This window comes from Pseudoxanthomonas sp. 68-E7 (assembly GCF_057773145.1).
Genome location: NZ_JBYMTI010000002.1, coordinates 247,081 through 272,190, shown reverse-complemented (window position 1 = coordinate 272,190; position 25,110 = coordinate 247,081). Strand labels below are relative to the sequence as shown.

At 69.0% G+C, this 25,110-nt stretch carries 21 protein-coding genes; 18 read left to right on the top strand and 3 right to left on the bottom strand.

The genetic code is table 11. The features are described from left to right. Nucleotides 1–2: 2 nt before the first annotated feature. A complete protein-coding gene (locus AC3DE2_RS05790) occupies nt 3–401 on the bottom strand; it encodes an outer membrane protein assembly factor BamE domain-containing protein (RefSeq protein WP_295378591.1) in 399 nt (132 codons plus the stop codon). 105 nt (nt 402–506) lie between these two features. On the opposite strand from AC3DE2_RS05790, the gene fur reads away from it, so the two are divergent. Then, nucleotides 507–911 carry a ferric iron uptake transcriptional regulator gene (gene fur, locus AC3DE2_RS05785; RefSeq protein WP_295378590.1) on the top strand — a complete coding sequence of 135 codons (405 nt, stop codon included), beginning with the start codon at nt 507–509 and terminating at the stop codon, nt 909–911. Nucleotides 912–1,053: 142 nt separating this feature from the next. On the opposite strand, the gene recN is transcribed toward fur, so the two are convergent. Both recN and AC3DE2_RS05775 read right to left on the bottom strand, forming a co-directional pair. Beyond that, nucleotides 1,054–2,724 (bottom strand): DNA repair protein RecN, encoded by a 1,671-nt coding sequence (gene recN / locus AC3DE2_RS05780; protein ID WP_488425427.1) that lies wholly within the window; start codon nt 2,722–2,724, stop codon nt 1,054–1,056. A gap of 83 nt (nt 2,725–2,807) precedes the next feature. Beyond that, nucleotides 2,808–3,266: a DUF2269 family protein gene (locus tag AC3DE2_RS05775; protein WP_488425426.1), complete on the bottom strand. Its 459-nt coding sequence runs from the start codon at nt 3,264–3,266 to the stop codon at nt 2,808–2,810. Between the two features lie 120 nt (nt 3,267–3,386). Here AC3DE2_RS05775 and hrcA point away from each other — a divergent pair, with 120 nt between their 5' ends. From hrcA to AC3DE2_RS05690, 17 genes are all read left to right on the top strand, one after another. Beyond that, nucleotides 3,387–4,439, top strand: coding sequence for a heat-inducible transcriptional repressor HrcA (gene hrcA, locus AC3DE2_RS05770; protein ID WP_488425760.1), 1,053 nt, complete (start codon nt 3,387–3,389; stop codon nt 4,437–4,439). Between the two features lie 42 nt (nt 4,440–4,481). Continuing rightward, the gene (gene grpE, locus AC3DE2_RS05765; RefSeq protein ID WP_295378583.1) at nt 4,482–5,000 is read left to right on the top strand and encodes a nucleotide exchange factor GrpE; all 519 of its coding nucleotides are present in this window, start codon (nt 4,482–4,484) and stop codon (nt 4,998–5,000) included. Nucleotides 5,001–5,109: 109 nt separating this feature from the next. After that, complete coding sequence (dnaK, locus tag AC3DE2_RS05760) at nt 5,110–7,032, top strand: molecular chaperone DnaK (protein WP_488425424.1); 1,923 nt, start codon at nt 5,110–5,112, stop codon at nt 7,030–7,032. Nucleotides 7,033–7,160: 128 nt separating this feature from the next. Continuing rightward, complete coding sequence (gene dnaJ, locus AC3DE2_RS05755) at nt 7,161–8,273, top strand: molecular chaperone DnaJ (protein ID WP_488425423.1); 1,113 nt, start codon at nt 7,161–7,163, stop codon at nt 8,271–8,273. Nucleotides 8,274–8,324: 51 nt separating this feature from the next. Next, on the top strand, nt 8,325–9,443 hold the full coding sequence (locus AC3DE2_RS05750; protein WP_488425422.1) for a prephenate dehydrogenase: 1,119 nt from the start codon (nt 8,325–8,327) through the stop codon (nt 9,441–9,443). A 65-nt stretch (nt 9,444–9,508) separates the two neighbouring features. Continuing rightward, nucleotides 9,509–10,702 (top strand): aminotransferase-like domain-containing protein, encoded by a 1,194-nt coding sequence (locus AC3DE2_RS05745; RefSeq protein ID WP_488425421.1) that lies wholly within the window; start codon nt 9,509–9,511, stop codon nt 10,700–10,702. 236 nt (nt 10,703–10,938) lie between these two features. Further along, complete coding sequence (gene dapB, locus AC3DE2_RS05740) at nt 10,939–11,658, top strand: 4-hydroxy-tetrahydrodipicolinate reductase (RefSeq protein WP_295378571.1); 720 nt, start codon at nt 10,939–10,941, stop codon at nt 11,656–11,658. 373 nt (nt 11,659–12,031) lie between these two features. Beyond that, nucleotides 12,032–13,666, top strand: coding sequence for a TldD/PmbA family protein (locus tag AC3DE2_RS05735; RefSeq protein ID WP_295378567.1), 1,635 nt, complete (start codon nt 12,032–12,034; stop codon nt 13,664–13,666). Nucleotides 13,667–13,763: 97 nt separating this feature from the next. Beyond that, the gene (locus AC3DE2_RS05730) at nt 13,764–15,098 is read left to right on the top strand and encodes a TldD/PmbA family protein (RefSeq protein WP_488425420.1); all 1,335 of its coding nucleotides are present in this window, start codon (nt 13,764–13,766) and stop codon (nt 15,096–15,098) included. Between the two features lie 224 nt (nt 15,099–15,322). Continuing rightward, complete coding sequence (locus tag AC3DE2_RS05725; RefSeq protein ID WP_295380590.1) at nt 15,323–16,000, top strand: DUF4159 domain-containing protein; 678 nt, start codon at nt 15,323–15,325, stop codon at nt 15,998–16,000. 49 nt (nt 16,001–16,049) lie between these two features. After that, nucleotides 16,050–17,045, top strand: a complete 996-nt coding sequence (locus AC3DE2_RS05720; RefSeq protein ID WP_295380554.1) for an AAA family ATPase — start codon at nt 16,050–16,052, stop codon at nt 17,043–17,045. A gap of 13 nt (nt 17,046–17,058) precedes the next feature. Then, entirely contained in the window at nt 17,059–17,955 is an 897-nt protein-coding gene (locus tag AC3DE2_RS05715) for a DUF58 domain-containing protein (protein ID WP_295380557.1), read from the top strand. Then, a complete protein-coding gene (locus tag AC3DE2_RS05710; protein WP_488425419.1) occupies nt 17,952–19,112 on the top strand; it encodes a BatA domain-containing protein in 1,161 nt (386 codons plus the stop codon). The genes AC3DE2_RS05715 and AC3DE2_RS05710 overlap by 4 nt, the downstream gene beginning before the upstream one ends. Beyond that, nucleotides 19,109–21,280, top strand: a complete 2,172-nt coding sequence (locus AC3DE2_RS05705; RefSeq protein WP_488425418.1) for a hypothetical protein — start codon at nt 19,109–19,111, stop codon at nt 21,278–21,280. The genes AC3DE2_RS05710 and AC3DE2_RS05705 overlap by 4 nt, the downstream gene beginning before the upstream one ends. Beyond that, nucleotides 21,277–23,115 (top strand): carboxypeptidase regulatory-like domain-containing protein, encoded by a 1,839-nt coding sequence (locus AC3DE2_RS05700; protein WP_488425417.1) that lies wholly within the window; start codon nt 21,277–21,279, stop codon nt 23,113–23,115. The genes AC3DE2_RS05705 and AC3DE2_RS05700 overlap by 4 nt, the downstream gene beginning before the upstream one ends. A gap of 259 nt (nt 23,116–23,374) precedes the next feature. Then, nucleotides 23,375–24,502, top strand: a complete 1,128-nt coding sequence (gene carA, locus AC3DE2_RS05695) for a glutamine-hydrolyzing carbamoyl-phosphate synthase small subunit (RefSeq protein WP_295380566.1) — start codon at nt 23,375–23,377, stop codon at nt 24,500–24,502. Further along, complete coding sequence (locus AC3DE2_RS05690) at nt 24,499–25,110, top strand: hypothetical protein (protein WP_295380576.1); 612 nt, start codon at nt 24,499–24,501, stop codon at nt 25,108–25,110. Before carA ends, AC3DE2_RS05690 begins: the two co-directional genes overlap by 4 nt.

Below are 25,110 nucleotides of genomic sequence, written 5' to 3'. Positions count from 1 at the left end.
GCTCAGCGGCCGCCGCGACCGCCCTTCTTCTTGTCCTTGGCCAGATTGGGACCGAACTTGCGCACATCCGAGGCCAGTTGCAGATCGTTCTCGGGGAAATACTCGCCTTCCCAGCTCGCCAGCTGATCGCCCTGGAACAGCAGGGTCAGGGTCTTGATCTCGGTGGTGCCGCGGCGGTTGGTGCGTTCGCTGGCCGCGTAGTCCCAACGCTGGGAATGGAACGGATCGGCGATGGACGGGCTGCCGATCAGCGCCTGCACCTGCTGCTTGCTCTGGCCCACCTGCAATTGATCCACCGCCGCCTTGTCCAGCAGGTTGCCCTGGTAGATCGGCTGCTTGTAGAGGATGCCGCAGCCGGCAGTCAGGGAGGCGAGGGCGGCGACCAGCAGGAGTTTGCGCATGGGACGGCTACAGGTGGAAAACATGCCGATGATACACTTCCGGCGACCGCCGCAACCCAGCTTCAGGCAGCCGGCGCTAAACCGGTTATGAACGGAGACGCCGATATGGAATCCCAAGAACTTCGCAAGGTTGGCCTCAAGGTCACCCACCCGCGGATGCGCATCCTGGAGCTGCTGGAGCAGAAAAGCTCACAGCACCACCTCAGTGCCGAAGACATCTACCGCCAGTTGCTGGAGCACGGCGATGAAATCGGACTGGCCACGGTGTACCGGGTGCTGACCCAGTTCGAGGCCGCCGGTCTGGTGCTGAAGCACAACTTCGAGGGTGGCCAGGCCGTCTACGAACTCGATCGCGGCGGCCACCACGACCACATGGTGGACGTGGATACCGGCAAGATCATCGAGTTCGAAAGCGCGGAAATCGAGAAGCTGCAGCGCGAAATCGCCGCCAAGCACGGTTACGTGCTGGAAGAGCACTCGCTGGTGCTGTACGTGCGCAAGAAGCGCTGATTCCCGCGATTCGACATCCGCCTCCAGCCCGATGCCGGGCGGGAGCGGTCTCCGGCCGCGAACTTTCCCGCAGGCTTCCGGGCCATCCAGGCGCCTTCCATCCCGATGCCGGGAAAGGAACACGCCCCCGGGGGTGCATGCCTCAGCCGGCGACGTCGGCCAGCAGCCGCTTGGCCGCCGCGTGGGCTTCCTTGCTGACCTCGACGCCGCCCAGCATGCGCGCCAGTTCTTCCTCGCGCTGGCGCGCGGTCAGCACTTCGACCGCGCTCTGGGTCATGCCATCCACCGGCGCCTTGCTGACCCGGTAGTGCGCGTGCCCCTGGGCGGCGACCTGGGGCAGGTGGGTCACGCACAGCACCTGCCGCTGGGCGCCGAGCGCACGCAGTTTCTTGCCGACGATGTCGGCGACCGCGCCGCCGATGCCGGAGTCCACCTCGTCGAACACCATGGTGGGCACCGCGTCCACGCCGAGCGCGGCGACCTCGATGGCCAGGGAGATGCGCGACAGTTCGCCGCCGGAGGCGACCTTGCGCAGCGGCCGTGGCGGCTGGCCGGCGTTGGCGCCGACCAGGAACTCGACCCGCTCGGCGCCGGCCGGATCGGGCCGATCGCCTTCGTTGGCCTCCAGCGAAATCTCGAAGCGCCCGCCGCCCATGCCCAGTTCGCCGATCAGGGCGGTGGTGGCCTTGCCCAGTTCGCGGGCGGCGCGCTGGCGGCTGCGGGTGAGTTTGGCGGCGGCGGTCTTCCAGGCGTCGCGGGCGGCCTCGATTTCCTTGTTGAGGCCGAGCAGGCGTTCGCCGGCACCGCGCAGGCCATCCAGTTCGGTGGCGATGGCATCGCGCACGCGGGCCAGGTCGTCCGGGGTGGTGCGGTGCTTGCGGGCCAGGTCGTGGATGCGACCGAGCCGCAGTTCCAGCTCCTCGAACTGCTCCGGATCGGCGTCCAGATCGTCGCGGATCTGGCCCAGCAGGCCGAGCGCTTCCTCGATCTGGATATTGGCGCTTTCCAGCATGCCGTCGATCTCGGCCAGCCGGGGTTCGTGCTGGGCCAGCCGGGCCAGGTCGCCACGGGTCTGCTGCAGCTGCCGTGACAGGGACGGCGATTCGTCGCCACCCAGCCGCGCCAGCGCCGCGTCGCAGGCCTGGATGAGGCCGGTGGCATGGGCCTGGCGGCGGTGGCCGGCGACCAGGTTCTCGATGCTGGCTGGAGCGAGATCCTCGCGCGCCAGTTCGCCGAGCTGGTGTTCCAGGTAGTTGATGCGGTCGGAGACGTCGCCCTGGCGCGAGAGGTGATCGCGTTCCTGCAGCAGTTCCGACCAGCGCGTCGCGGCGGTCGCCACGGCTTGCCGTTCGGCGGCGTTGCGGGCGTAGCCGTCCAGCAGGTCGCGCTGGCTGGCCTTGTCCATCAGTGCCTGGTGCTCGTGCTGGCCATGGATTTCCACCAGCCGCCCGGCCAGATCCGACAACTGGCCGAGGGTGACGCTGCGGCCGTTGATCCAGGCGCGCGAACCGCCATCGGCGCGGATGATACGGCGCAGCTGGCAGGCCAGTTCGTCGTCCAGTTCCTGCTCGCGCAGCCACGCCAGCGCCGGGGCGTTGGCCTCGATGGCGAATTCGGCCGACAGTTCGGCGCGTTCGGCGCCGTGGCGGACCACGCCGCTGTCGGCGCGCAGGCCGGACAGGAATCCCAGGGCATCCACCAGCAATGACTTGCCGGCGCCGGTTTCACCGGAAATGACGGTCATGCCGGGGCCGAATTCCAGTTCGGTGGCGCGGACGACGGCGAAATCCTTGATCGCGAGGTGTCTGAGCATGCTCGTATTGTAAGGGCCAGCCATGACGCGCATGGCACGCGGCGGCAGCATCGGCGGGCGCCGTCGCAGGAACCGAGACGGCGCTACGCGGGCACCTTCAGCACCATCGCGGCGAGGGCCAGCCAGGCCGGCACCAGGCTGGCGATGCCGATGCGGTTCCAGCGCCGCAGCAGCTGCGCGCAGTCTTCCCAGCCGATTCCATCGCGGGCGGCCAGCACCCGCAGGCGGTGCTGGAGCGGGGCCAACACCGCGAACACCAGCCCGGACAACACGAACAGGCCGACGCCCCAGGCGATCCAACCCGTGCGCAGCACCGGCCAGCCGCCTTGCCAGGCGGCCAGGCCGCCGCTGGCGATGATCACCATTACCGCCGGCAGGGTGAACACGCGATCGCCGCGGATGACCCCGGCCATCGCGTCCGCCAGCCGCGACGGGGAACGGTGGCGGGCGGCGTGGCGCACCCAGAACACGCCGATGGTGATGTTGCCGAGGAACAGCACCACGGCCACCACGTGCAGCAGCTTGAACAACAGGTAGACCATGGCGGTGGGCTCGGTGCGGAAGGGATGCCCATTGACCCGCATCCGCCGGCGCGGGCCAAGTGGCCGGAAGTCACTTCAACGCTTGCGGTCGCGAGGCGATGCCGCTATCTATTCGCGATGATGGCCGCACCCGCCGACACCCCGCTGGACCCCCGCGCCCGCCAGTTGCTGCGGGCGCTGATCTCCCGTTACATCCGCGACGGCGAGCCGGTCGGCTCGCAGACCCTGGCCCGCCACGGCGGCCTGGACGTCAGCCCGGCGACCATCCGCAACATCCTGGCCGAGCTGGAGGAAGTGGGGCTGTTGAGCTCGCCGCACACCTCCGCCGGACGGGTGCCGACCGCCCAGGGCTATCGGGTGTTCGTGGACAGCCTGGTGCAGGTGAAGTCGCTGGGCGAGGGCGAGATCACCCGCCTGCGTTCCGAACTGCCGGCCGGGGCGGGCACCCAGGCCCTGCTGGGCAATGCCTCCGAACTGCTGTCGGCGATGACCCATTTCGTCGGCGTGGTCAGTGCGCCCCGGCGCGAGCAGTTCGCGTTCCGCTACATCGATTTCGTGCCGCTGGACGGCCGCCGGGTGATGGCGATCCTGGTGTTCGCCGACAACGACGTGCAGAACCGGGTCATCGAACCGCGCCGGACCTACGACCGGTCCGAGCTGGAGCGGATCGCCAACTATCTGAACACCCATTTCGCCGGACGCCCGCTGGCCGACATCCGCGCGACCCTACTGCGGGAACTGCGCGCGGCCCGCAGCGAGATGGAAGGGTTGCTGGCCGAGGCGGTGGACCTGGCCGAACAGGCGCTGGTCCCGCCCGGCGACGACGTGGTCCTGGCCGGGCAGACCCGGCTGATGAGCGTGCAGGACCTGTCCGACCTGGAACGCCTGCGGGATCTGTTCGAGACCTTCGCCCGCAAGCGCGAGATCCTGCAGCTGCTGGAGCGAACCCTGCGCGCCCCCGGGGTGCGCATCTTCATCGGCGAGGACACCGGCCTGGCCCGCCACGACAGCGTCTCGGTGGTCACCGCGCCCTACATGGCCGGCGGCCAGGTGCTGGGGGTGCTGGGGGTGATCGGCCCCACCCGGATGGCCTACGACCGGGTGATCCCGGTGGTGCAGGCGGCGGCCGATGCGCTGGGCGCCGCCTTGAATCCCGACAGCCCGGCCCAATAAGTTGGCTGTCATGCGGCAGGAAACGCCGCGCCGGGACCCGAAATGAACCAAAACGAACACGATTCCGAACCGGGCCAGATGCCCGAACCGCAAGAAACCGACAACCCCCTGATCGCCGAACTGGAAACGCTCCGCAACGAGGTGGACCAGTTGCGGGCCGCCTCGCTGCTGGAGCGCGCGGACCTTGAGAACCAGCGCAAGCGGGTGGCGCGCGACATCGAGATGGCGCGCAAGTTCGCCAACGAACGCCTGCTGGGCGACCTGCTGCCGGTCTTCGACAGCCTGGATGCCGGGCTGGCTGCGGCCGGCAACGAGGCCAATCCGCTGCGTGAAGGCCTGGAACTGACCTACAAGCAGTTGCTGAAGGTCGCCGGCGACAACGGCCTGACCGTGCTCGATCCGGTCGGCGCCCCGTTCAACCCGGAACACCACCAGGCCATCAGCCAGGCCGACGCCCCCGGCGCTGCCCCCGGCAGCGTGGTGCAGGTGTTCCAGAAGGGCTACCTGCTCAACGACCGCCTGCTGCGCCCCGCGCTGGTGGTGGTGGCCCGGCAGGACTGAACGCGTGGACCCGGCGGCGCTTGAACCGCGCCGGCCGGACCCCACATCCAGACCATCCCCGGCGCAACGCCGGACCAAGACAGACATTTTTTAGGGAGCGAACCCGACAATGGGCAAGATCATCGGCATCGACCTGGGCACGACCAATTCGTGCGTGGCGATCATGGAAGGCGGCAAGGCACGCGTCATCGAGAATTCCGAAGGCGACCGTACCACCCCCTCCATCGTCGCCTACACCAAGGACGGCGAAGTCCTGGTGGGCGCCTCGGCCAAGCGCCAGGCCGTCACCAACCCCAAGAACACCTTCTTCGCGGTGAAGCGCCTGATCGGCCGCAAGTTCACCGACGCCGAAGTGCAGAAGGACATCGGCCTGGTGCCGTACTCCATCGTCCAGCACGACAACGGCGACGCCTGGGTGGCCACCGCCGACGGCAGGAAGCTGTCCGCGCAGGAAATCTCCGCGCGCATCCTGGAGAAGATGAAGAAGACCGCCGAGGCCTTCCTGGGCGAGACGGTGACCGAAGCGGTCATCACCGTGCCGGCCTACTTCAACGACAGCCAGCGCCAGGCGACCAAGGACGCCGGCAAGATCGCCGGCCTGGACGTCAAGCGCATCATCAACGAGCCGACCGCCGCGGCGCTGGCCTATGGCCTGGACAAGGCCGACGGCACCGATCGCAAGATCGCCGTGTACGACCTGGGCGGCGGCACCTTCGACGTGTCGATCATCGAGATCGCCAACGTCGACGGCGAGAAGCAGTTCGAGGTGCTGGCCACCAACGGCGATACCTTCCTGGGTGGCGAGGACTTCGACAAGCGCGTCATCGACTATCTGGTGGAAGAGTTCCAGAAGGACCAGGGCATCGATCTGCGCAAGGATCCGCTGGCCCTGCAGCGCCTGAAGGACGCCGCCGAGCGCGCCAAGATCGAGCTGTCCAGCTCGCAGCAGACCGAAGTCAACCTGCCGTACATCACCGCCGACGCGTCCGGCCCGAAGCACCTCAACATCAAGCTGACCCGCGCCAAGCTGGAAGCGCTGGTGGAAGACCTGATCAAGAAGAGCATCGAGCCGTGCCGCATCGCGCTGAACGACGCCGGCCTGCGCGCCAGCGAGATCAGCGAGGTGATCCTGGTCGGTGGCCAGACCCGCATGCCGAAGGTGCAGCAGGCGGTGGCCGAATTCTTCGGCAAGGATCCGCGCAAGGACGTCAACCCCGACGAAGCCGTGGCGCTGGGCGCCGCGATCCAGGGCGGCGTGCTGGCCGGCGACGTCAAGGACGTGCTGCTGCTGGACGTGACCCCGCTGAGCCTGGGCATCGAGACCCTGGGCGGCGTGTTCACCAAGATCATCGAGAAGAACACCACCATCCCGACCAAGGCCTCGCAGACCTTCTCCACGGCCGAGGACAACCAGTCCGCGGTGACCGTGCACGTGCTGCAGGGCGAGCGCGAGCAGGCCCGCTTCAACAAGTCGCTGGCCCGCTTCGACCTGGCCGGCATCGATCCCTCGCCGCGCGGCCTGCCGCAGATCGAGGTGTCGTTCGACATCGACGCCAACGGCATCCTGCACGTCTCGGCCAAGGACAAGAAGACCAACAAGGAACAGAAGGTCGAGATCAAGGCCGGTTCGGGCCTGTCCGAGGAAGAGATCCAGCGCATGGTCGCCGACGCCGAGGCGCATCGCGACGAGGACAAGAAGTTCCACGAGCTGGTGCAGGCGCGCAACCACGCCGACGGCCTGCTGCACGCCACCCGCACCGCCATCACCGAACACGGCAGCAAGGTGCCGGGCGACGTGATCGGCCGGGTCGAGGGTGCCATCGCCGAGCTGGAAACGGCGATGAAGAGCGACGACAAGGCCCAGATCGAAGCCAAGTCCAAGACCCTGGAAGAAGCGGCCCAGTCGCTGTACGCGGCGGCCGCCGCCGGCCAGCAGCCGGGCGCCGATGACGGTGCCGCCCCGGGCGCGCAATCCGGGGGCGACGACGTGGTCGATGCCGAGTTCACCGAAGTCAAGGACGACAAGAAGTAAGGCCGGGAATCGGGAATGGGGATTCGGGATTCGGAACAGCGCTTCCGGTTTCCGGATCCCCTTCCGGTATCTGAAGTTCCGATGCTGTCCGCCATCCCCAATCCCGAATCTCCAATCCCTGCTTGCCGATGAAACGCGATTACTACGAAGTCCTGGGCGTGGCCCGCACCGCCAGCGAAGATGAGCTGAAGAAGGCCTATCGCCGCTGCGCGATGAAGTTCCATCCGGATCGCAATCCCGGCGACAAGGCGGCCGAGGCATCGTTCAAGGAATGCAAGGAGGCCTACGAGGTGTTGTCCGACGGCGCCAAGCGCCGCGCCTACGATGCCCACGGGCATGCCGCGTTCGAGCACGGCATGGGCGGTGGCGCGGGCGGCCCGGACATGGGCGACATCTTCGGCGACATCTTCGGCAACATCTTTGGTGGCGGCGGCGCGCGCGCGGCCCGCCGCGGCGCCGACATCGGCTACGTGATGGAGCTGGATCTCGAAGAGGCCGTGGCCGGCATCGAGAAGCGCATCGAGATTCCCACCCTGGTGGCCTGCGAGCCCTGCCATGGTTCGGGCTCCGAGGATGGCCAGGTCGAGACCTGCGCCACCTGCGGCGGGCGCGGCAACGTGCGCATGCAGCGCGGCATCTTCGCCATGCAGCAGGCCTGCCCGGCCTGCGGCGGGCGCGGCCAGACCATCAAGAATCCGTGCAAGACCTGCCATGGCGCCGGTCGCGTGGAAGAAGAGAAAGTCCTGTCGGTCAAGATTCCGGCCGGCGTGGACAGCGGCGATCGCATCCGCCTGACCGGCGAGGGCGAGGCCGGCCCCCCCGGTACGCCGCCGGGCGATCTGTACGTGGAAGTGCGCGTGCGCGAACACGAGATCTTCCAGCGCGACGGCGACGACCTGCATTGCGAAGTGCCGATCCGCATCTCCCAGGCGGCGCTGGGCGACACCGTCCGCGTGCCCACCCTCAATGGCGAGGCGGAGATCCGTATTCCGGCCGAAACCCAGACCGGCAAGCTGTTCCGCCTGCGCGGCAAGGGCGTGAAGTCGGTGCGCAGCCGCAGCGAGGGCGATCTGTATTGCCGGGTCGTGGTGGAAACCCCGGTCAACCTGACCACCGAGCAGCGCGAATTGCTGGAGAAGTTCGAGGCGACCTTCGTGGGCGACGAAGCGCGCAAGCACTCGCCCAAGTCGGCGACCTTCCTGGACGGCGTGAAGGGCTTCTGGGACCGGATGACGTCCTGACCCGCACGAGGGTCTGACCTAGAATGAGGGCTCCCCCTGGAGCCCTTTTTCGTGTCCGCACCCCTGATCGGCATCGTCGGCAGCGCTGGCGCCTATGGGCGCTGGTTGCGCCGTTTCTTCGAGACCCGCATGGGCCTGGCCGTCATCGGGCACGATCCTGCGGATCCAGACTCGCGGCCGGAAGCCGAACTGGCGCGGCGCGCCGACGTGCTGATCTTCTCCGCGCCCATCCGGCACACCGCCGGGATCATCCAGCGCTACATCGGACTGGCCGGCGGCGGCGAGGCGGGGCGGTTGTGGCTGGACGTCACCTCGATCAAGGCCACGCCGATCGCGGCGATGCTGGATTCGCGCGCCGAGGTCGTGGGCCTGCACCCGATGACCGCGCCGCCCAAGGCGCCAACCCTGAAAGGGCGGGTGACGGTGGTCTGCGAGGCCCGGCTGGACGCCTGGCGGCCCTGGCTGGACGATTTCCTGCACGCGCTCGAAGGCGAATACGTGAGGGCCGAGCCCGAACAGCACGATCGCATCATGGCGCTGGTGCAGGCCATGGTGCATGCCACCCACCTCGCCCAGGCCGGCGTGCTGCGTGGACAGAAAGCCCGGGTTGGCGATTTGGCGGACGTGCTGCCGTTCCGTTCGGCCTCCTTCGAGATGGACGCGGCCATCCTGGCGCGCATCCTCTCGTTGAACCCGGCCATCTATGAAGACATCCAGTTCGGCAACCCGCACGCCCATGAGATCCTGACCGCGTTGCACGCCCAGATCGGGCGGATGGCGGCGCTGGTGGGCGAGGGCGACGATGCGGCGCGGGCGGCGTTTCGCGCGGAATTCCTGTCCGGCAACCGGGAGGCGCTGGGAACGCGGGCGCTGGCCGAGGGCAATTACAGCTACGAGCGGCTGGGCTATCTGCTGGCGGACCTGGCGGGAGCGCAGGCCATGAGCGTGCACCTGCCCGAAGATCGCCCCGGTTCGCTGCGCGCGCTGCTGCACGTGTTCGAGCGGCATGGGGTCAGCCTGTCCTCGATCCATTCCTCGCGCACCCCCGACGGCGAAGTGCATTTCCGCATCGGTTTCGATGCCGGTGTCGACGCGGCGGCCCTGCGTCTTGCCGCGGCCGAGATCGATGCCAGCGGGATCGGCCGGGTGCTGGTGGCGGCCGGCCGCTAGCGGTACGCCGGCGTATTGGCGCAGTGCATGACGGCGGCGACCGGTATCGCCGTTACACTGCGCCGATGAACAGCCATTTCACCCTGTCCCGTCGTGCGCAGGCGCTGACCAGTTCGGCGATCCGCGAAATCCTCAAGGTCACCGAGCGTCCCGAGGTGATTTCCTTCGCCGGTGGCCTGCCTTCCCCGGCGACCTTCCCGATCCAGCGCATGCAAGCGGCCACCGACAAGGTGTTCGCCGAGGCGCCGCAGGCCGCGCTGCAATACGGACCGACCGAGGGCTTCACCCCCTTGCGGGAATGGATCGCCGCGCGCCACAGCCGCGATGGCGTCACCATCCGGCCCGGGCAGGTGCTGGTCACCACCGGCTCGCAGCAGGGACTGGATCTGCTGGGCAAGGTGCTGATCGACGAAGGCAGCAAGGTGCTGGTGGAAACGCCGAGCTACCTGGGTGCGCTGCAGGCCTTCTCGCTGTTCCAGCCCGCGTTCTCGGCCATGTGCAGCGACGACGAAGGCATCGTGGTCGACGCGCTGGACGAGGCGCAGCTGCGCGGCGGTCGTTTCATGTACTGCCTGCCGAACTTCCAGAACCCCACCGGCCGGCGCCTGCCGCTGGAACGCCGCACGGCGTTGATCGCGCGTGCCCGCGCCGCCGGCGTGCTGGTGATCGAGGATGACCCTTACGGCGAACTGAGCTACCAGGGCGAGCAGTTGCCCAGCCTGCTGTCGATGGATCCGGACAACGTGGTCTACATGGGCTCGTTCTCCAAGGTGCTGGCGCCGGGTTTGCGGCTGGGCTACCTGATCGCGCCCGAAGCGCTGCACGCCAAACTCGTGCAGGCCAAGCAGGCGGCGGACCTGCACACGCCGTCGTTCTCCCAGCGGATTGTCTTCGAGGCGGTGCAGGGCGGTTTCCTGGATCGGCACATTCCCGAAATCCGCACGCTCTACGGCAACCAGTGCGAGCTGATGCTGTCGGCGCTGCAGCGGCATTTCCCCGCCGAGGCGACATGGAACCGGCCGGCGGGCGGCATGTTCATCTGGGTCACGCTGCCGGAGGGCGTCGACGCCAGCGCGCTGCTGGCCCGGGCGATCGAGCAGAACGTCGCGTTCGTGCCGGGCGCGCCGTTCTTCGCCGTCGACCCGCAACCCAATACCCTGCGCCTGTCGTTCGTGACCGTATCGGCCGAGAAGATCGAGCAGGGCATGGCGCGGCTGGGCGCGCTGGTGCGCGAGGAAGTCGCCGCCGCGGTGGCGTGAAGGCAGCCCGGTGGGCGCCCTTGCGGGAGCTACGTCAGTCGCGAAGGGAGAGCTGGTGTTTCAGAGCATCGCGACTGACGTCGCTGTCACGACAGGCGGCAGGAATCGCTCCCGCGTTACCGGGTAGCCGCGGCTGTCGTTGACGGGAACGCATCCGGTCGCGGCTCACGTCGCTCCAGCGAGGGGATGGCGTTGCCAGCTTCGCCATCGGGGCCGGCTCGGCTACCATGCCGGGCATGGAAACCACGCCCACCCGTCTTCTCATCCACGGCGCCTCCGGGCGCATGGGCCAGGCATTGTTGCGCCTGGCCGCCGAACAACCGCAGCAGGTGCAGGTGGTCGCGGCGGTGATGCGCAAATCGCCCGCGCAGCGGGTGGTGGAGGGCGTGCCTTACTTCGCCGCCAGTGAACTGGGCGGCGTGCCGGCGTTCGACGTCGCCATCGATTTCAGTCTGCCGGAAGGTTTCGATCCGGTGCTGGCGCTGTGCGCGCAGCGCGGCGCCGCATTGGTTTCGGGCACCACCGGCCTGGCCGGACCACAGCGGGAGGCGCTGGCGCAGGCCGCCAGCCGGATACCGGTGGCGTGGGCCTCCAACTTCAGCCTGGGGGTGGCGGTGCTGACCGAACTGGTCGAACGCGCGGCCGCGGCGCTGGGGGGCTGGGACTGCGACGTGGTCGAGTCCCACCACATCCACAAGAAGGACGCGCCCTCGGGCACCGCGCTGACCCTGGGCGAGGCCGCCGGTTCGGCGGGCGCCGCCGTGCATTACGCCAGCCTGCGTGCCGGCGACATCGTCGGCGAGCACCTGGTCCAGTTCACCGGCCTGGGCGAGCGCATCGAACTGACCCATCGCGCCACCAACCGGGACATCTTCGCGCGCGGCGCGCTGCACGTGGCCCGCCGCCTGGCAGGACGTGCGCCCGGCCAGTATCGCGTGCGCGATCTGCTCGACTGAGGCCGCGCGGGCGGCCTCATCGCTACCCGGCCGCGTCCACGGACACATCGACAATCGAAGCCTCGTCGGCGCGCGGCTTTCGCATCGCGCCGTCCGATGCGTTGAACGCCCGCGGGGACGCGCCCGGCATCTGTCTGCGACAGGTCGTCCCGGCGCGATCACCGCGCCGCGGCACGTGGTCGGGGAGTCCGGGCTTTCCGACCGATGCGCGCCGGAAAGCATGGCGTCTATGCCGAAAGTCATTTGACGGACGATTCAGCCACCGGCAAGAATCCGGACGCACCGCAATCGCGATCACCTGCTTCGCCCCGCCTCATTCCGTTTCGTTCCGTTCCAGCTCCGCGCTGCGGGGCTCATCGATGGAGAGCTAGCCTTGCGCAGACGTGACTTCCTGGCCTACAGCGGCCTCAGCCTCGGCGGCCTGATGCTGCCGGCGTACTTCGGCAAGGCCATCGCCGCCGAGGAACTGCAGACCTCCCTCGATGTCGGCCTGAAGAAGCGCCTGGCCGACACCGCCATGACCGCGGCCAAGGAGGCCGGCGCCAGCTACTGCGACGTGCGCATAGGGCGCTACCTGCGCCAGTTCGTGATCACCCGCGAGGACAAGGTGCAGAACGTGGTCAACACCGAGTCCACCGGTGTCGGCATCCGCGTGATCGCCAACGGCGCCTGGGGCTTCGCCGCCACCCACGAGCTGACCGCGCAGGGCGTCGCGCGCGCCGCGCAGCAGGCCGCCGCGATCGCCAAGGCCAACAGCAAGGTGCAGGCCAAGCCGGTGCAACTGGCGGCCACGCCGGGCGTGGGCGAGGTGTCCTGGAAGACCCCGATCCGCAAGAACGCGATGGCGGTGCCGATCAAGGACAAGGCCGATCTGCTGCTGGGGGTCAACGCGGCGGCGATCAACGCCGGCGCGGATTTCGTCAACTCGATGCTGTTCCTGGTCAACGAGCAGAAGTACTTCGCCAGCACCGACGGTTCCTACATCGACCAGGACGTGCACCGCATCTGGGTGCCGATGACGGTCACCGCCATCGACAAGGCCAGCGGCAAGTTCCGCACCCGCGACGGCCTGTCTTCGCCGATGGGCATGGGCTTCGAATACCTGGACGGCGATGCGTCCGGCAAGGTGGTCTCGCCCAACGGCGTGATCAACTACGGCCTGTCCTACGACATGAAGGAAGACGCCGTCGCCGCGGCCAAGCAGGCGCGCGCCAAGCTCAAGGCGCCGTCGGTGAAGCCGGGCAAGTACGATCTGGTGCTGGATCCCTCGCATACCTGGCTGACCATCCACGAATCGGTCGGCCATCCGCTGGAACTGGACCGCGTGCTCGGCTACGAGGCCAACTACGCCGGCACCAGCTTCGCCACCCTGGACAAGCGCGAATCGCATTTCCAGTACGGCAGCGACAAGGTCACCATCTTCGCCGACAAGGTCCAGCCCGGCAGCCTCGGCGCGGTGGGCTACGACGACGAGGGCGTGAAGACCAAGCGCTGGAACCTGATCAGCGACGGCAAGCTGGTGGACTACCAGACCATCCGCGATCAGGCCCACATCCTGGGCAAGACCGAATCCGACGGCTGCTGCTACGCCGACTCCTGGTCGAGCGTGCAGTTCCAGCGCATGGCCAATGTCTCGCTGCAGCCGGGCAAGCAGAAGCTCAGTGTGGCCGACATGATCAAGGACGTCGAGAACGGCATCTACATCATCGGCGACGGTTCGTTCTCCATCGACCAGCAGCGCTACAACGCGCAGTTCGGCGGGCAGCTGTTCTACGAGATCAAGAACGGCAGGATCACGCAGCAGATCGAGGACGTGGCCTACCAGATCCGCACGCCGGAGTTCTGGAATGCCTGTGCCGCGGTATGCGACGAGAGCGACTACCGCCTGGGTGGTTCGTTCTTCGACGGCAAGGGGCAACCCGGCCAGGTGTCGGCGGTGTCGCACGGTTCCTCCACCGCACGCTTCAACGGCATCAACGTCATCAATACCGCCCGCAGCCTGGGTTGAGGCATGACGCCGGGTCCGCCCGGCGCCATCGCTACCCGAGGTTCCCGACAGCGAAAGGCGGCGGAGCGAGCTCCGCCCTACGAGAGAACACCAGAACATGAGCATCCTTACCGAAGAGCAGGCCAAGGCCATCCTGGACAAGGTCATCGCGCTGTCCAAGGCCGATGAATGCACGGCCAGCCTGAGTGGCAGCATCAGCGGCAACATCCGGTTCGCGCTCAACGATGTCTCCACCAGCGGCATCGTCAGCAACGCCGACCTGGCCGTGCAGGTGGCCTTCGGCAAGCGCGTGGGCGTGGCCACCATCAACGAGTTCAACGACGCCGCGCTGGAACGCGTGGTCCGCCGCGCCGAGGACCTGGCCCGGCTGGCGCCGGAGAATCCGGAGTTCATGCCGGCCATCGACAAGCAGGCCTACCAGGCCAGCCCGACCTTCAGCGAATCCACCGCCGCGATCACCCCGGAGTTCCGCGCCGACGTCGCCGCGGCCTCGATTGCGCCGTGCAAGGCGGAGAAACTGATCGCGGCCGGCTTCCTGGAGGACGGCCAGAGCTTCGTCGCCTTCGCCAACAGCAAGGGCAACTTCGGCTACCAGCGCGCGACCAGCTTCGACTACACCTGCACCGTGCGCACCGAGGACGGCCGCGGCTCGGGCTGGGTGGGCCGCAACCTGAAGGACGCCAGCGCGTTCAAGGCCGACAGCGACATCCGCACCGCCATGCGCAAGGCCAGCGAGTCGGCCGAGGCCAAGGCGCTGGAGCCGGGCAAGTACACCGTGATCCTGGAGCCGGCCGCGGCGGCGGGCCTGATCTCCTTCATGATGAATTTCTTCGATGCGCGCCAGGCCGACGAGGGCCGCAGCTTCCTGTCCAAGAAGGGCGGCGGCAACAAGCTGGGCGAGCAGGTCTACGATCCGCGGGTCAACCTGACCGCCGATCCCTGGCATCCGGACGCCCCGGTGCTGCCATGGGATGGCGAGAACCTGCCGCGCGAGAAGATGGCGATCGTCGAGAATGGCAAGATCGCCAACCTGGACTATTCGCGCTTCTGGGCGCAGAAGCAGGGCAAGCGCGCGATCGGTTCGCCCGGCAACCTGCTGATGGCCGGTGGCGACAAGTCCACCGCCGAACTGGTGAAGAGCACCCAGAAGGGCATCCTGGTCACCCGTACCTGGTACATCCGCCTGGTGGATCCACAGACCGTGCTGCTGACCGGCCTGACCCGCGATGGCACCTTCTATATCGAGAACGGCGAGATCAAGTATCCGGTCAAGAATTTCCGCTTCAACGAATCGCCCGTGATCATGCTCAACAACATCGAGGAACTGGGCAAGCCGGTGCGCGTGGCCGGTGACGAATCCTCGTTCGTGATGATGATTCCGCCGATGAAACTGCGCGACTTCACCTTCACCTCGCTGTCCGACGCCGTCTGATCCTCCGCGTCGCCTCCCGAACGCGGGAGGCGGCGCACGCGCGGGTGCGGAACGCGTCCTCGTGAGAAGCTGGCGTCCGTGCCCACGTACCGTTCCGGGATGCCCGTGCCGTTGATGGATTCCGCCTTTCCCCCGCCGCGCCTCCCGCTCGTGCCTGAGGCCGCCGCGACGTGGGAGCAACCGGCGAGGCGACGGGCGTGACCCGCGCCGAGTTCCTGCGGTTGATGGCCGGCGGCCTGGCCGGCGCATGGCTGGGCGGGTCGCCGCTCGCGGCACGGGCGGCCGCCACCTACGATTTCTGGTTCACCCGCCTGCGCTACGACTCCGGCGACTGGGACGTGGACCAGCGCATGCCGTCCAACCTCATCACCTCGCTGATCGATTACACCGGGATGCGGGTGGATCCGAAGGAGCATGTGCTGGCGCTGTCGGATCCGCGCGTGTTGTCCGCGCCGTTCTGCTACCTGGCCGGGCACAAACTGGTCGAATTCAGTCCGGCCGAGCGGCGCAATTTCGAACGCTACGTGCGCAATGGCGGCTTCGTGTTCGTGGACGATTGCAACCACGACATCGATGGCCTGTTCGCCAAATCGTTCGAGGCGCAGATGGCGTCCATCTTCGGTGCCAGGGCGATGAAGAAACTGCCGAACAACCATCCGCTGTACCGCAGCTTCTTCACCTTCGACGGGCCGCCGGCCACTGGCTTCGAGCTCAATGGCTGGGGCGACGATCTGGTCCACGAATACCTGCAGGGCATCGAGATCGATGGCCGGCTCGGCGTGCTCTACAGCAACAAGGACTACGGTTGCGAATGGGACTACGACTGGCGCAACAAGCGGTTCCTGGCCGAGGACAACACCCGGTTCGCGGTGAACATCGTGATGTATGCGTTGAACTCATGAACCGGCCGCACGCAGGGCCTTTCCGACTTTTTCTTTCGCGGGACTTCCGATGAGCGAGCTTTCCGAATCCGACATCCAGGGACAGTTGCAGCGGCTGGGCGCGCTGCGCGAGGCGATCGGCCGGGCCATCGTCGGCCAGGCGCCGGTGGTGGAGCAGTTGCTGATCGGCCTGCTGGCCGGCGGCCACTGTCTGCTGGAAGGCGTGCCCGGCCTGGGCAAGACGCTGCTGGTACGGACGCTGGGGCAGGCGCTGGCGCTGCAGTTCCGGCGCGTGCAGTTCACCCCGGACCTGATGCCCAGCGACATCCTCGGCACCGAACTGCTGGAGGAAGAGCACGGCACCGGCCATCGCCGCTTCCGCTTCCAGCCCGGTCCGGTGTTCACCCACCTGCTGCTGGCGGACGAACTCAACCGCACGCCGCCCAAGACCCAGGCGGCGCTGCTGGAAGCGATGCAGGAGCGCACTGTCAGCTATGCCGGCGTCACCCATGCGCTGCCGTCGCCATTCTTCGTGCTGGCCACCCAGAATCCGCTGGAACAGGCGGGCACCTATCCCTTGCCCGAAGCGCAGCTGGATCGTTTCCTCCTGCACATCCGGGTGGACTATCCCAGCGAACAGGAAGAGCACGACATCCTGCTGCAGACCACCGGCCGCCAGACCGACGACGTGCCGCAGGTGATGCAGGGTGGGGAAGTGCTGGCGCTGCAGCAGTACGTGCGCCAGGTCCACCTGGGCGAGGATCTGCTGCGCTGGATAACCCGCCTGGTGCGCGCGAGCCGGCCGGGCGAGCACTCGCCGGAAGAGGTGCGCAAGTACGTCAAATGGGGGGCCGGTCCGCGCGCGGGCCAATCGCTGGTGCTGGCCGCCAAGGCGCGGGCATTGCTGCACGGTCGCCTCGCCGCCACCCGCGAGGACATCGTCGCGCTGGCCGCGCCGGTGATGCGCCATCGCCTGCTGCTCTCGTTCGCCGCCGAAGCCGAGCAGAAGAGCGCCGACGACGTGATCGCCGCGCTGCTGCGCGACGTGCCGCTGGCACGGTCCTGACCTTCCGCGCCCGGTGTCCTACGACCCGATCCCGCCCGAGGTACGCAGCCGCCTGAAGGATTTGCGGCTGACCTCGCGTCGCGCCGTCGGCGGGCAGGGCATCGGCCTGCACCGCAGCCGCAGCCGGGGCGCCGGCCTGGAGTTCGCGCAGTACCGCGCCTACGAACCGGGCGACGAGCCGCGCCAGATCGATTGGAAACTGTACGCCCGCTCGGATCGCTTCTTCGTGCGCGAGGCCGAGCGCGAGAGTCCGCTGGCGGTGTGGATCCTGCTCGATGCCAGCGCCTCGATGGCGCAGGCGGACGGCATTCGCCCCGGGTGGTCACGGATGCACGCGGCCAAGGCGATGGCGGCCTGCCTGGCGGACCTGGCGCTGCGCCAGGGCGATCGTTTCGGCCTGGTTGCCTTGCATGAGGACGGATTGCGGATGATTGCCCCGGCCAACGGCGCCCGCCAGCGGGATCGCCTGCTGCTGGAACTGCATGGCCTGTCCGCACATGGCGGTTTCCCCGGAACACGGGTGCTGGCGCCGCTGTGGGAGCGTATCGGCGCCGGTGATCTGGTGATCCTGCTGGGCGATTGCTTTGACGAGGCCAGTGTCGCCCTGGCCGAACGGTTGGCGGCGGCGCGTCGCGAGGTGGTGGTGATTCCGCTGTTGACCGTGGAGGAGCGCGACTTCAGTTTCACCGGCGGCCATCGATTCCGGGATCCTGAAACCGGCGAGGAACTGCTCGGCGACGGCGCCGCCATGCGCGCCGACTATCTGGCCCGTTTCGCCGCCGCCCGGCGCGAACTGAAGGCGCGCCTGGATGCCAGCGGCATCCGCCATGCCGACTATTTCCTGGACCAGGCGCTGGACCTGCCGTTGCGGCGGCTGTTCGGCGCGCGCGACGCCGCGGAGTACGCGTGAGCCTGGCCTTGCTGTTGCCCGCGGCGCTCGCAGCCCTCGGCGCGCTGCTGCTGCCGCTGCTGGTGCACCTGGCCCGGCGCAGCGAACAGCGCCCGACCGATTTCGCGGCGTTGCGCTGGTTGCGGCAGAAACCCCGGCCGCGCCACCGTATCCGTTTCGACGAACGCTGGCTGCTGTGCCTGCGCCTGTTGCTGCTGGCGCTGGTGGCGGTATGGCTGGCGCGGCCGGTGTTGCACGGCGGCGCTGGCGGCCGGCCGTGGATGGTGGTGGTGCCGGGCGTGGACCGCGCTGCGCTGCGCGTGGACGGATCGCGCACCGAATTGCATTGGCTGGCGCCGGGTTTTCCGGCCATGGATGCCGCTCCCGCACCGGCCGGCCCCGCGCAGGTCGCCAGCCTGCTGCGTGAGCTGGATGCGGCTCTGCCACCGGAGACGCCACTGACGGTGGTGGTGCCAGCCTGGTTCGAAGGTGCCGACGGACAGCGCCTCCGGCTGTCGCGCGAGGTGGAATGGCGGGTGGTCGAGCGCGCGCCGCCACAGCCGGAGCGTTTCGCCGTGGATGCGCCGCCGGTCCTGGCCATTCGCCACGCCGCGGATCGCCAGGAGGCCGTGCGCTACCTGCGCGCCGCCGCGGAAAGCGGATGGTCAGAGCACCCCTCCCGGAATGTGTCGGTGGCATCGCCCGGGCAACCGCTGCCGGCGGACGCCGACGCGCTGGCATGGCTGGTGCCGGGCGAGCTGCCGGCGGCGGTGCGCGGATGGATCCGCGACGGCGGCGTCGCGCTGCTGGATGCGCGGGCCGCCGTCGGCGAAACCGTCGTGATGACCCCGCAGTGGTCCGACCCGGCCGGCGCGGTGCTGGTCGAAGGCGGTGCGCTGGGGCGCGGTCGCGTGCTGCGACTGACCCGCCCCCTGCAACCGGCGGCGATGCCGCAATTGCTGGAGCCGGCGTTCCCGGCGCGGCTGCGCGGCCTGCTGTCCGCGCCGATGCCCGCGCCCGCGCGGGTGTTCGCGCGCGATTACGCACCGGAAACCGGCGCGGCCACCCATCCGCGGGCGCCGCGTGATCTGCAACCCTGGCTGGCGCTGCTGATCGCGGGGTTGCTGGTGATCGAGCGATGGTGGGCGACCCGGCGCCAACGGAGCGCCGCGCCATGAGCACCGCGCAACGATTGCGGCAATGGTTGGCCGCCGCGCGCAGGCGGGTGATCGCCGAAGTGGCGCTGGCGGGACTGCCGTGGGTGCTGGCATCGGCCGCCACCGGCTGGCGTTGGCGGGGCGCGTGGGCCGCACTGGCCGCCGCCGCGCTGGCGACGGTCGTCGTGATGCTGATCGCGCACTGGCGCGCACGCGGGTTCGGCCATGCCTGGTTGGTCACGCGACTGGATGCGCGGCCGGAAATGGAGGACAGCGGCGACCTGCTGCTGGCCGACCCCGCGCGCCTGAATCCGCTGCAGCGGTTGCAACTGGCCCGCGTGCGGCGGCGCGTGGATGCGCTCGACGCGCCGGACCTGCGTCCCGGCGGATCGCGACGCGGACCGATTGCGTTCGGCATGGTCGGTGCGTTCGCGCTGACGGCATTGCTGGCCTGGCCTGCGCACAGGCCGGCGGCGGTGACGCTGGCGCCGAGCGATGAACAGGTTCCGGTGGTGGTTGGCGCGCCACGGTTGGTCGCGCAGCATCTGCGCATCGTTCCACCGGCCTATACGCGCCAGCCCGCGCGCGATGAAGCCAGCCTGGACACGCGCGCGCCGCAGGGCTCGCGCCTGCAGTGGACCCTGCGTTTCGCCCCGCAGCCCGAAGCGGCGGAACTGGTTTTCCACCAGGGCCGGCGCATCGCGCTGGCGCGGACCGGCGATACCTGGACCACTTCAACCACCCTGGACCAATCGGTGCTCTATCGCGTGCTGCCACTGGGCGCGCCCGCGCGGCCGGCGCCACGCCTGCATCGCATTGACGCCATCCCGGACAGGCCGCCGCAGATCACCGTGCTGGCGCCGGATCGCGGACTCAGCCTGATGACGGTGGGACAACGGCGCTGGCCGCTTTCCTTCGAGGCGCGCGACGATCACGGCGTGGCCGCCCAGGCGCGCCTGCGGGTGACGCTGGCGCAGGGCAGCGGCGAGAACATCCAGTTCCGCGAGCAGACCCTGCCGGTGGCGGGCAAGGGCAGTGCCACCGCGCGGCAGTTCGACAGTTCGCTGGATCTGGCGGCGCTGGGCTTCGCCACCGGCGACGATCTGATCGTCCAGCTGGAAGTGGCCGACAACCGCCAGCCGCATCCGCAGCTCGCACGCAGCCCCAGCCTGATCCTGCGCTGGCCTTCGGATCTGGGGACCGAGACCAGCGGTCTGGAGGGCATGGTCAAGAAGGTGCTGCCGGCGTATTTCCGCAGCCAGCGCCAGATCATCCTCGATGCCGAAGCGCTGCAGAAGGAAAAGCGCCGCTTGGTGGCGGATCGATTCCTCGCGCGCTCGGATGCGATCGGCGTGGACCAGCGCATCCTGCGCCTGCGCTACGGCCAGTTCCTCGGCGAGGAGGCCGAGGGCGAACCCAGGCCGCCGCCGACCAACGATGCCGATGATGCACACACCGAAGATCACGACGCCGAAGCCGCGCACCACGATGGCGATGGACACGATCACGCCGGCGCGCCACCGGCCGGGGACGCCGCGCGGACAATGGGCCGGGAGCAGGACGTGCTGGCCGAGTTCGGCCACACCCATGATCACGCCGAAGCGGCGACGCTGCTGGATCCGAACACCCGCGCGACGCTCAAGCAGGCGCTTGACCAGATGTGGCAATCGGAATTGCATCTGCGCCAGGGACGTCCGGATCAGGCGTTGCCGTTCGCCTACAAGGCGCTGGGTTTCATCAAGGAAGTGCAGCAGGCCACCCGCATCTACCTGGCCCGGGTCGGACCGGAATTGCCGCCCATCGACGAGAGCCGCAGGCTGGGCGGCAAGCGGGAGGGACTCGCGCGACGGGAACTGGCGACGGCAGCGGCGACCGGTGCCGATGCGGTGCCCGCGGCGGCCTGGGAAGCGTTGCAGGAATCGCCCGGCGGGCAGGGCGCGAATACCGTGGATCTGGATGCACTGCAGCGCTGGCTGCATGACAACGAGGCGCGCGTGGTCGATCCCCTGTCGCTGTTCGCCGCCATCGATGCAGCGCGCGCGGATCCGGGTTGCCGGGCCTGCCGGCAGCGCCTGCGCGGCCTGCTGTGGTCGGTATTGGCGCGACCGCCGGCGCAGGTGGGGCGCCGCAATACCGATGCGGCGGGCGAACGCTACCTCGATGCGCTGCGCCAAGAGGCCGGACGATGAACGCGTCCTCGTGGCTGGCCGGATTGCTTGCGCTCGCCGCGACGCTCGGCATCGTGCGCCTGCTGTGGTGGCAGCATCGGGCGGTCGAACGCGCGCGCGCGTGGCGGCTGGCCGTGCTGCTGCTGGCCCAGCCCCTCTGCGCGCTGCTGCTGTACCTGGCCCTGATGCCGCCGACCTCGCCGGGCCGGGCCGGCACGATGACGGTGCTGACCGCCGGTGCGCAGGCGCCGCTTCGCACGGATCCCGCGGCAGGCGACGTGATGATCGCCTTGCCCGAAGCGCCGGCCACGATGGCGGCCGAACGGGTTCCGGATCTGGCCACGGCATTGCGCCGGCATCCGGGCATGCGCCAACTGCACGTGATCGGCGCCGGCCTGGAGCCGCGTGATCGCGATGCGACGCGCGGACTCGGGCTGGACTTCACCGCCGCCCCATTGCCGCGCGGACTGGTGCGCCTGGATTCACCCGGGCAGGTGGTGGCCGGCGCTTCGTTCGTGGTCGCCGGCCAGGTGCATGGCATCGACGGCGCGAACGTGGAACTACGGGATCCCGCCGGTCGCCGGCTGGACGTGGTGAGCGCAGCGGAGGATGGGGTTTTCCGCCTTACCGGCACCACGCGCGCGCCCGGCCTGGTGGACTTCCGCCTGCGCGTGTCGGATCGCCGGCACGGGCGGGTGGAGGAGATCGACGTGCCCCTCCAGGTCGTCAGCGAACCGCCGCCGCGGGTGCTGGTGCTGGCGGGCGCGCCCAACGCCGAGTGGAAGTACCTGCGGCGCTGGATGGCCGATGCGGGCATGCAACCGCATGTCCAGATCCAGGTCGGGGTCGGCCTGCAACTGGGCGATGCGCCGCTGCCGCTCAACGCGGCCACGTTCGCGCGATTCGATCTGCTGGTACTGGACGATCGCGCGTGGGCGTCGCTGGGCGGGACCGCGCAGGCGGCGCTGGCCGCGGCATTGCGCGACGGCCTCGGCGTGCTGCTCCGGGTCGAAGGCCCGTTGCCGGACACCACCCGTCGCCAGCTGCGCGAACTGGGGCTGATGGTGTCCGGCGGTGGCGAAAGCACGGAGGTCCGCCTGGCGACGGGAGGCGAGGATGAAGAGGGCCTGCGCGCGCGCAGGGGAGCGGGCAGCCGGGACGCGCCCATCGACATGGAGGCCACCGGCATCCCGGTGCTGGCGCGCCGGCAACTGCGTGGTGCATCGGTCGATGCCGTGCCGCTGTTGCGCGATGCCGCCGGCGGCGTGATCGCCGATTGGCGTGCCGAAGGGCGCGGCAGGATCGGCGTGTGGCCCTTGACCGATACCTACCGGCTGACCCTGGCCGGGCGCGCCGATCGCCACGCCGAGTTGTGGAGCGAGGTCTTCGCCACGCTGGCGCGGGCGAGACGCGGGGCGGGGCCGGCCATCCAGCGCGAGGCGCGCGTCGGCGCGGGCATGCGCCTGTGCGGCATCGCCGCGGGCGCACGGGTGATCGCGCCCGATGGCACGGCCGCGAGGTTGTTGACGGACCCGGCCAGCGGCGGCGCTTCCTGCGCGGGGTACTGGCCGGCGCAGCGCGGGTGGCACCGGCTCCGCCAGGGCGACCAGGATTGGCCGTTCCCGGTCCGGGCCGCCGACGAGACGCCCGGTTTGCGGGTCATGGACCGGTGGAACGGCACCCGGGAGCGGGTCGGGCCGCCCGTGTCGCCCGCCGGCGGCGCGGGCGCCGCGCCGGCCCGGCCCGGCAGTCCCTGGCCGTGGTGGCTGGCATGGCTGTGTTGCAGTGTCGCGCTGTGGTGGTTCGAGCGTTCGCGACTGGGCCGGACGCGGCACGCCGCGGCATCGGTGGGATGACGCACGCGCCGCGTCCCCGGATGCCTGGCGACCACCGGCATGGATGTCCCGCAACGCCGCGTCGTGAGCCTGAACAGCGGACGCGATGCCAGTGGACTGCGAATGGATCGGTCAAAAAACTGTAGCGCGGAAGGGGGCTCGCCCGTATAATTCCCGCTCGCCTGTTACCCACCGCCCCGGACCGGAAAAACGCCGAGTCCGCGGTTTCTTGCAGCCGCAAGTCGGAGGGGCAGGGTTCCTTCACCCCAAGGCGAACCCCGTGACTCAACCCGCAATCCTCGTACTCGAAGACGGCACCGTATTCGAGGGCGAATCCGTAGGCGCAGCCGGCCTTTCCGTCGGCGAAGTGGTGTTCAACACCGCGATGACCGGTTACCAGGAAATCCTGACCGACCCGTCCTACGCCCGCCAGCTGGTCACCCTGACCTATCCCCACATCGGCAACACCGGCTGCACCGACCAGGACGACGAAGCGCGCCAGGTCTGGGGTGCCGGCCTGATCGTGCGCGACGTGCCGCGCCGGCCCAGCAGCTGGCGCAGCCAGGTGTCGCTGCCGGAGTGGCTGATCGCCCGCGGCATCGTCGCCATCGCCGGCATCGACACCCGCAAGCTCACCCGCATCCTGCGCGACCGCGGCGCCCAGAATGGTGCGCTGATGGCCGGCCCGGACGTGGACGTTGAAAAGGCACTGGAAGCGGCGCGCAAGTTCCCCGGCCTGAAGGGCATGGACCTGGCCAAGGTGGTCTCGACCACCGAACGCTACGGCTGGAACGAGGGCCAGCTGGATCTGGATCGCGGCGCGTTCGTCCGCGCCGAACCGAAGTTCAAGGTCGTCGCCTACGACTTCGGCGTGAAGCTCAACATCCTGCGCATGCTCGCCGAACGCGGCTGCGACGTGACGGTGGTGCCGGCGCAGACACCGGCCGCCGAAGCGCTGGCGCTGAATCCGGACGGCATCTTCCTGTCCAACGGCCCCGGTGATCCGGAACCGTGCGACTACGCGATCGACGCCATCCGCGAATTCGTCGCGAAGAAGATCCCGACCTTCGGCATCTGCCTGGGCCACCAGCTGCTGGCGCTGGCCGCCGGCGCGAAGACCTTGAAGATGGGACACGGCCACCACGGCGCCAACCATCCGGTCCAGGACCTGGACACCGGCCGGGTCATGATCACCTCGCAGAACCATGGCTTCGCGGTCGACGAAAGCAGCCTGCCGGCCAACGTGCGGGTCATCCATCGCTCGCTGTTCGACGGCACCAACCAGGGCATCGAACTGACCGACGCGCCGGCGTTCTCCTTCCAGGGCCACCCGGAAGCCTCGCCCGGTCCGCACGACGTGTCGCCACTGTTCGATCGCTTCGTCGCCAGCATGGAACGCGCGGCGTGAGCCGCATGCGGCTGCGGCTGCTGCTGGCGGCGACACTGCTGGCCAGCACCGGCGCCGCCATTGCGGCGCCGGTCTCCGTCGATGCGAAAGCGCGCGAGCGGATGACCGAATACCTGGTCGACATGTTCCCGATCCATCGCATCTTCGCGCAACTGATGGAAAAGGATCCGAAGGCGCTGGAGGCTGAACTGGACGGCAAGCAGCGCGCCTGCTTCAGCCAGCAGGTCGCCCGGCCGGCCTTCGTGGCGCGCAAGCGACGTGCGGTCGATGCCTATGCCGACGAGGCGCCGGATGAGTTCCAGGCCGCGCTGAAGTTGCTGGACGAGGGCGCCGGCGATGCGATGAAGGAACTGGGTGGATTTTCGATCGACAACGCGCTGTCCGGCGAAGGGGAAGGATTCGACCCCAGCGGAATGGCCCCGGATCGGCTCGTTTCCTTCATGACCTTCGCCTACGGCTCGCCGTACCGGCGCCTGCGCGAACTGTCCGGCTACGGCGAGTTCACCGATCAGGACGAGGACCAGCCGTCGGCCAGCGACCTCCAACTCGCGGCCATGGCCACCGAAATCTCCGATGCCTGCGGCATCCCCCCGAAATTCTTCGAGTAA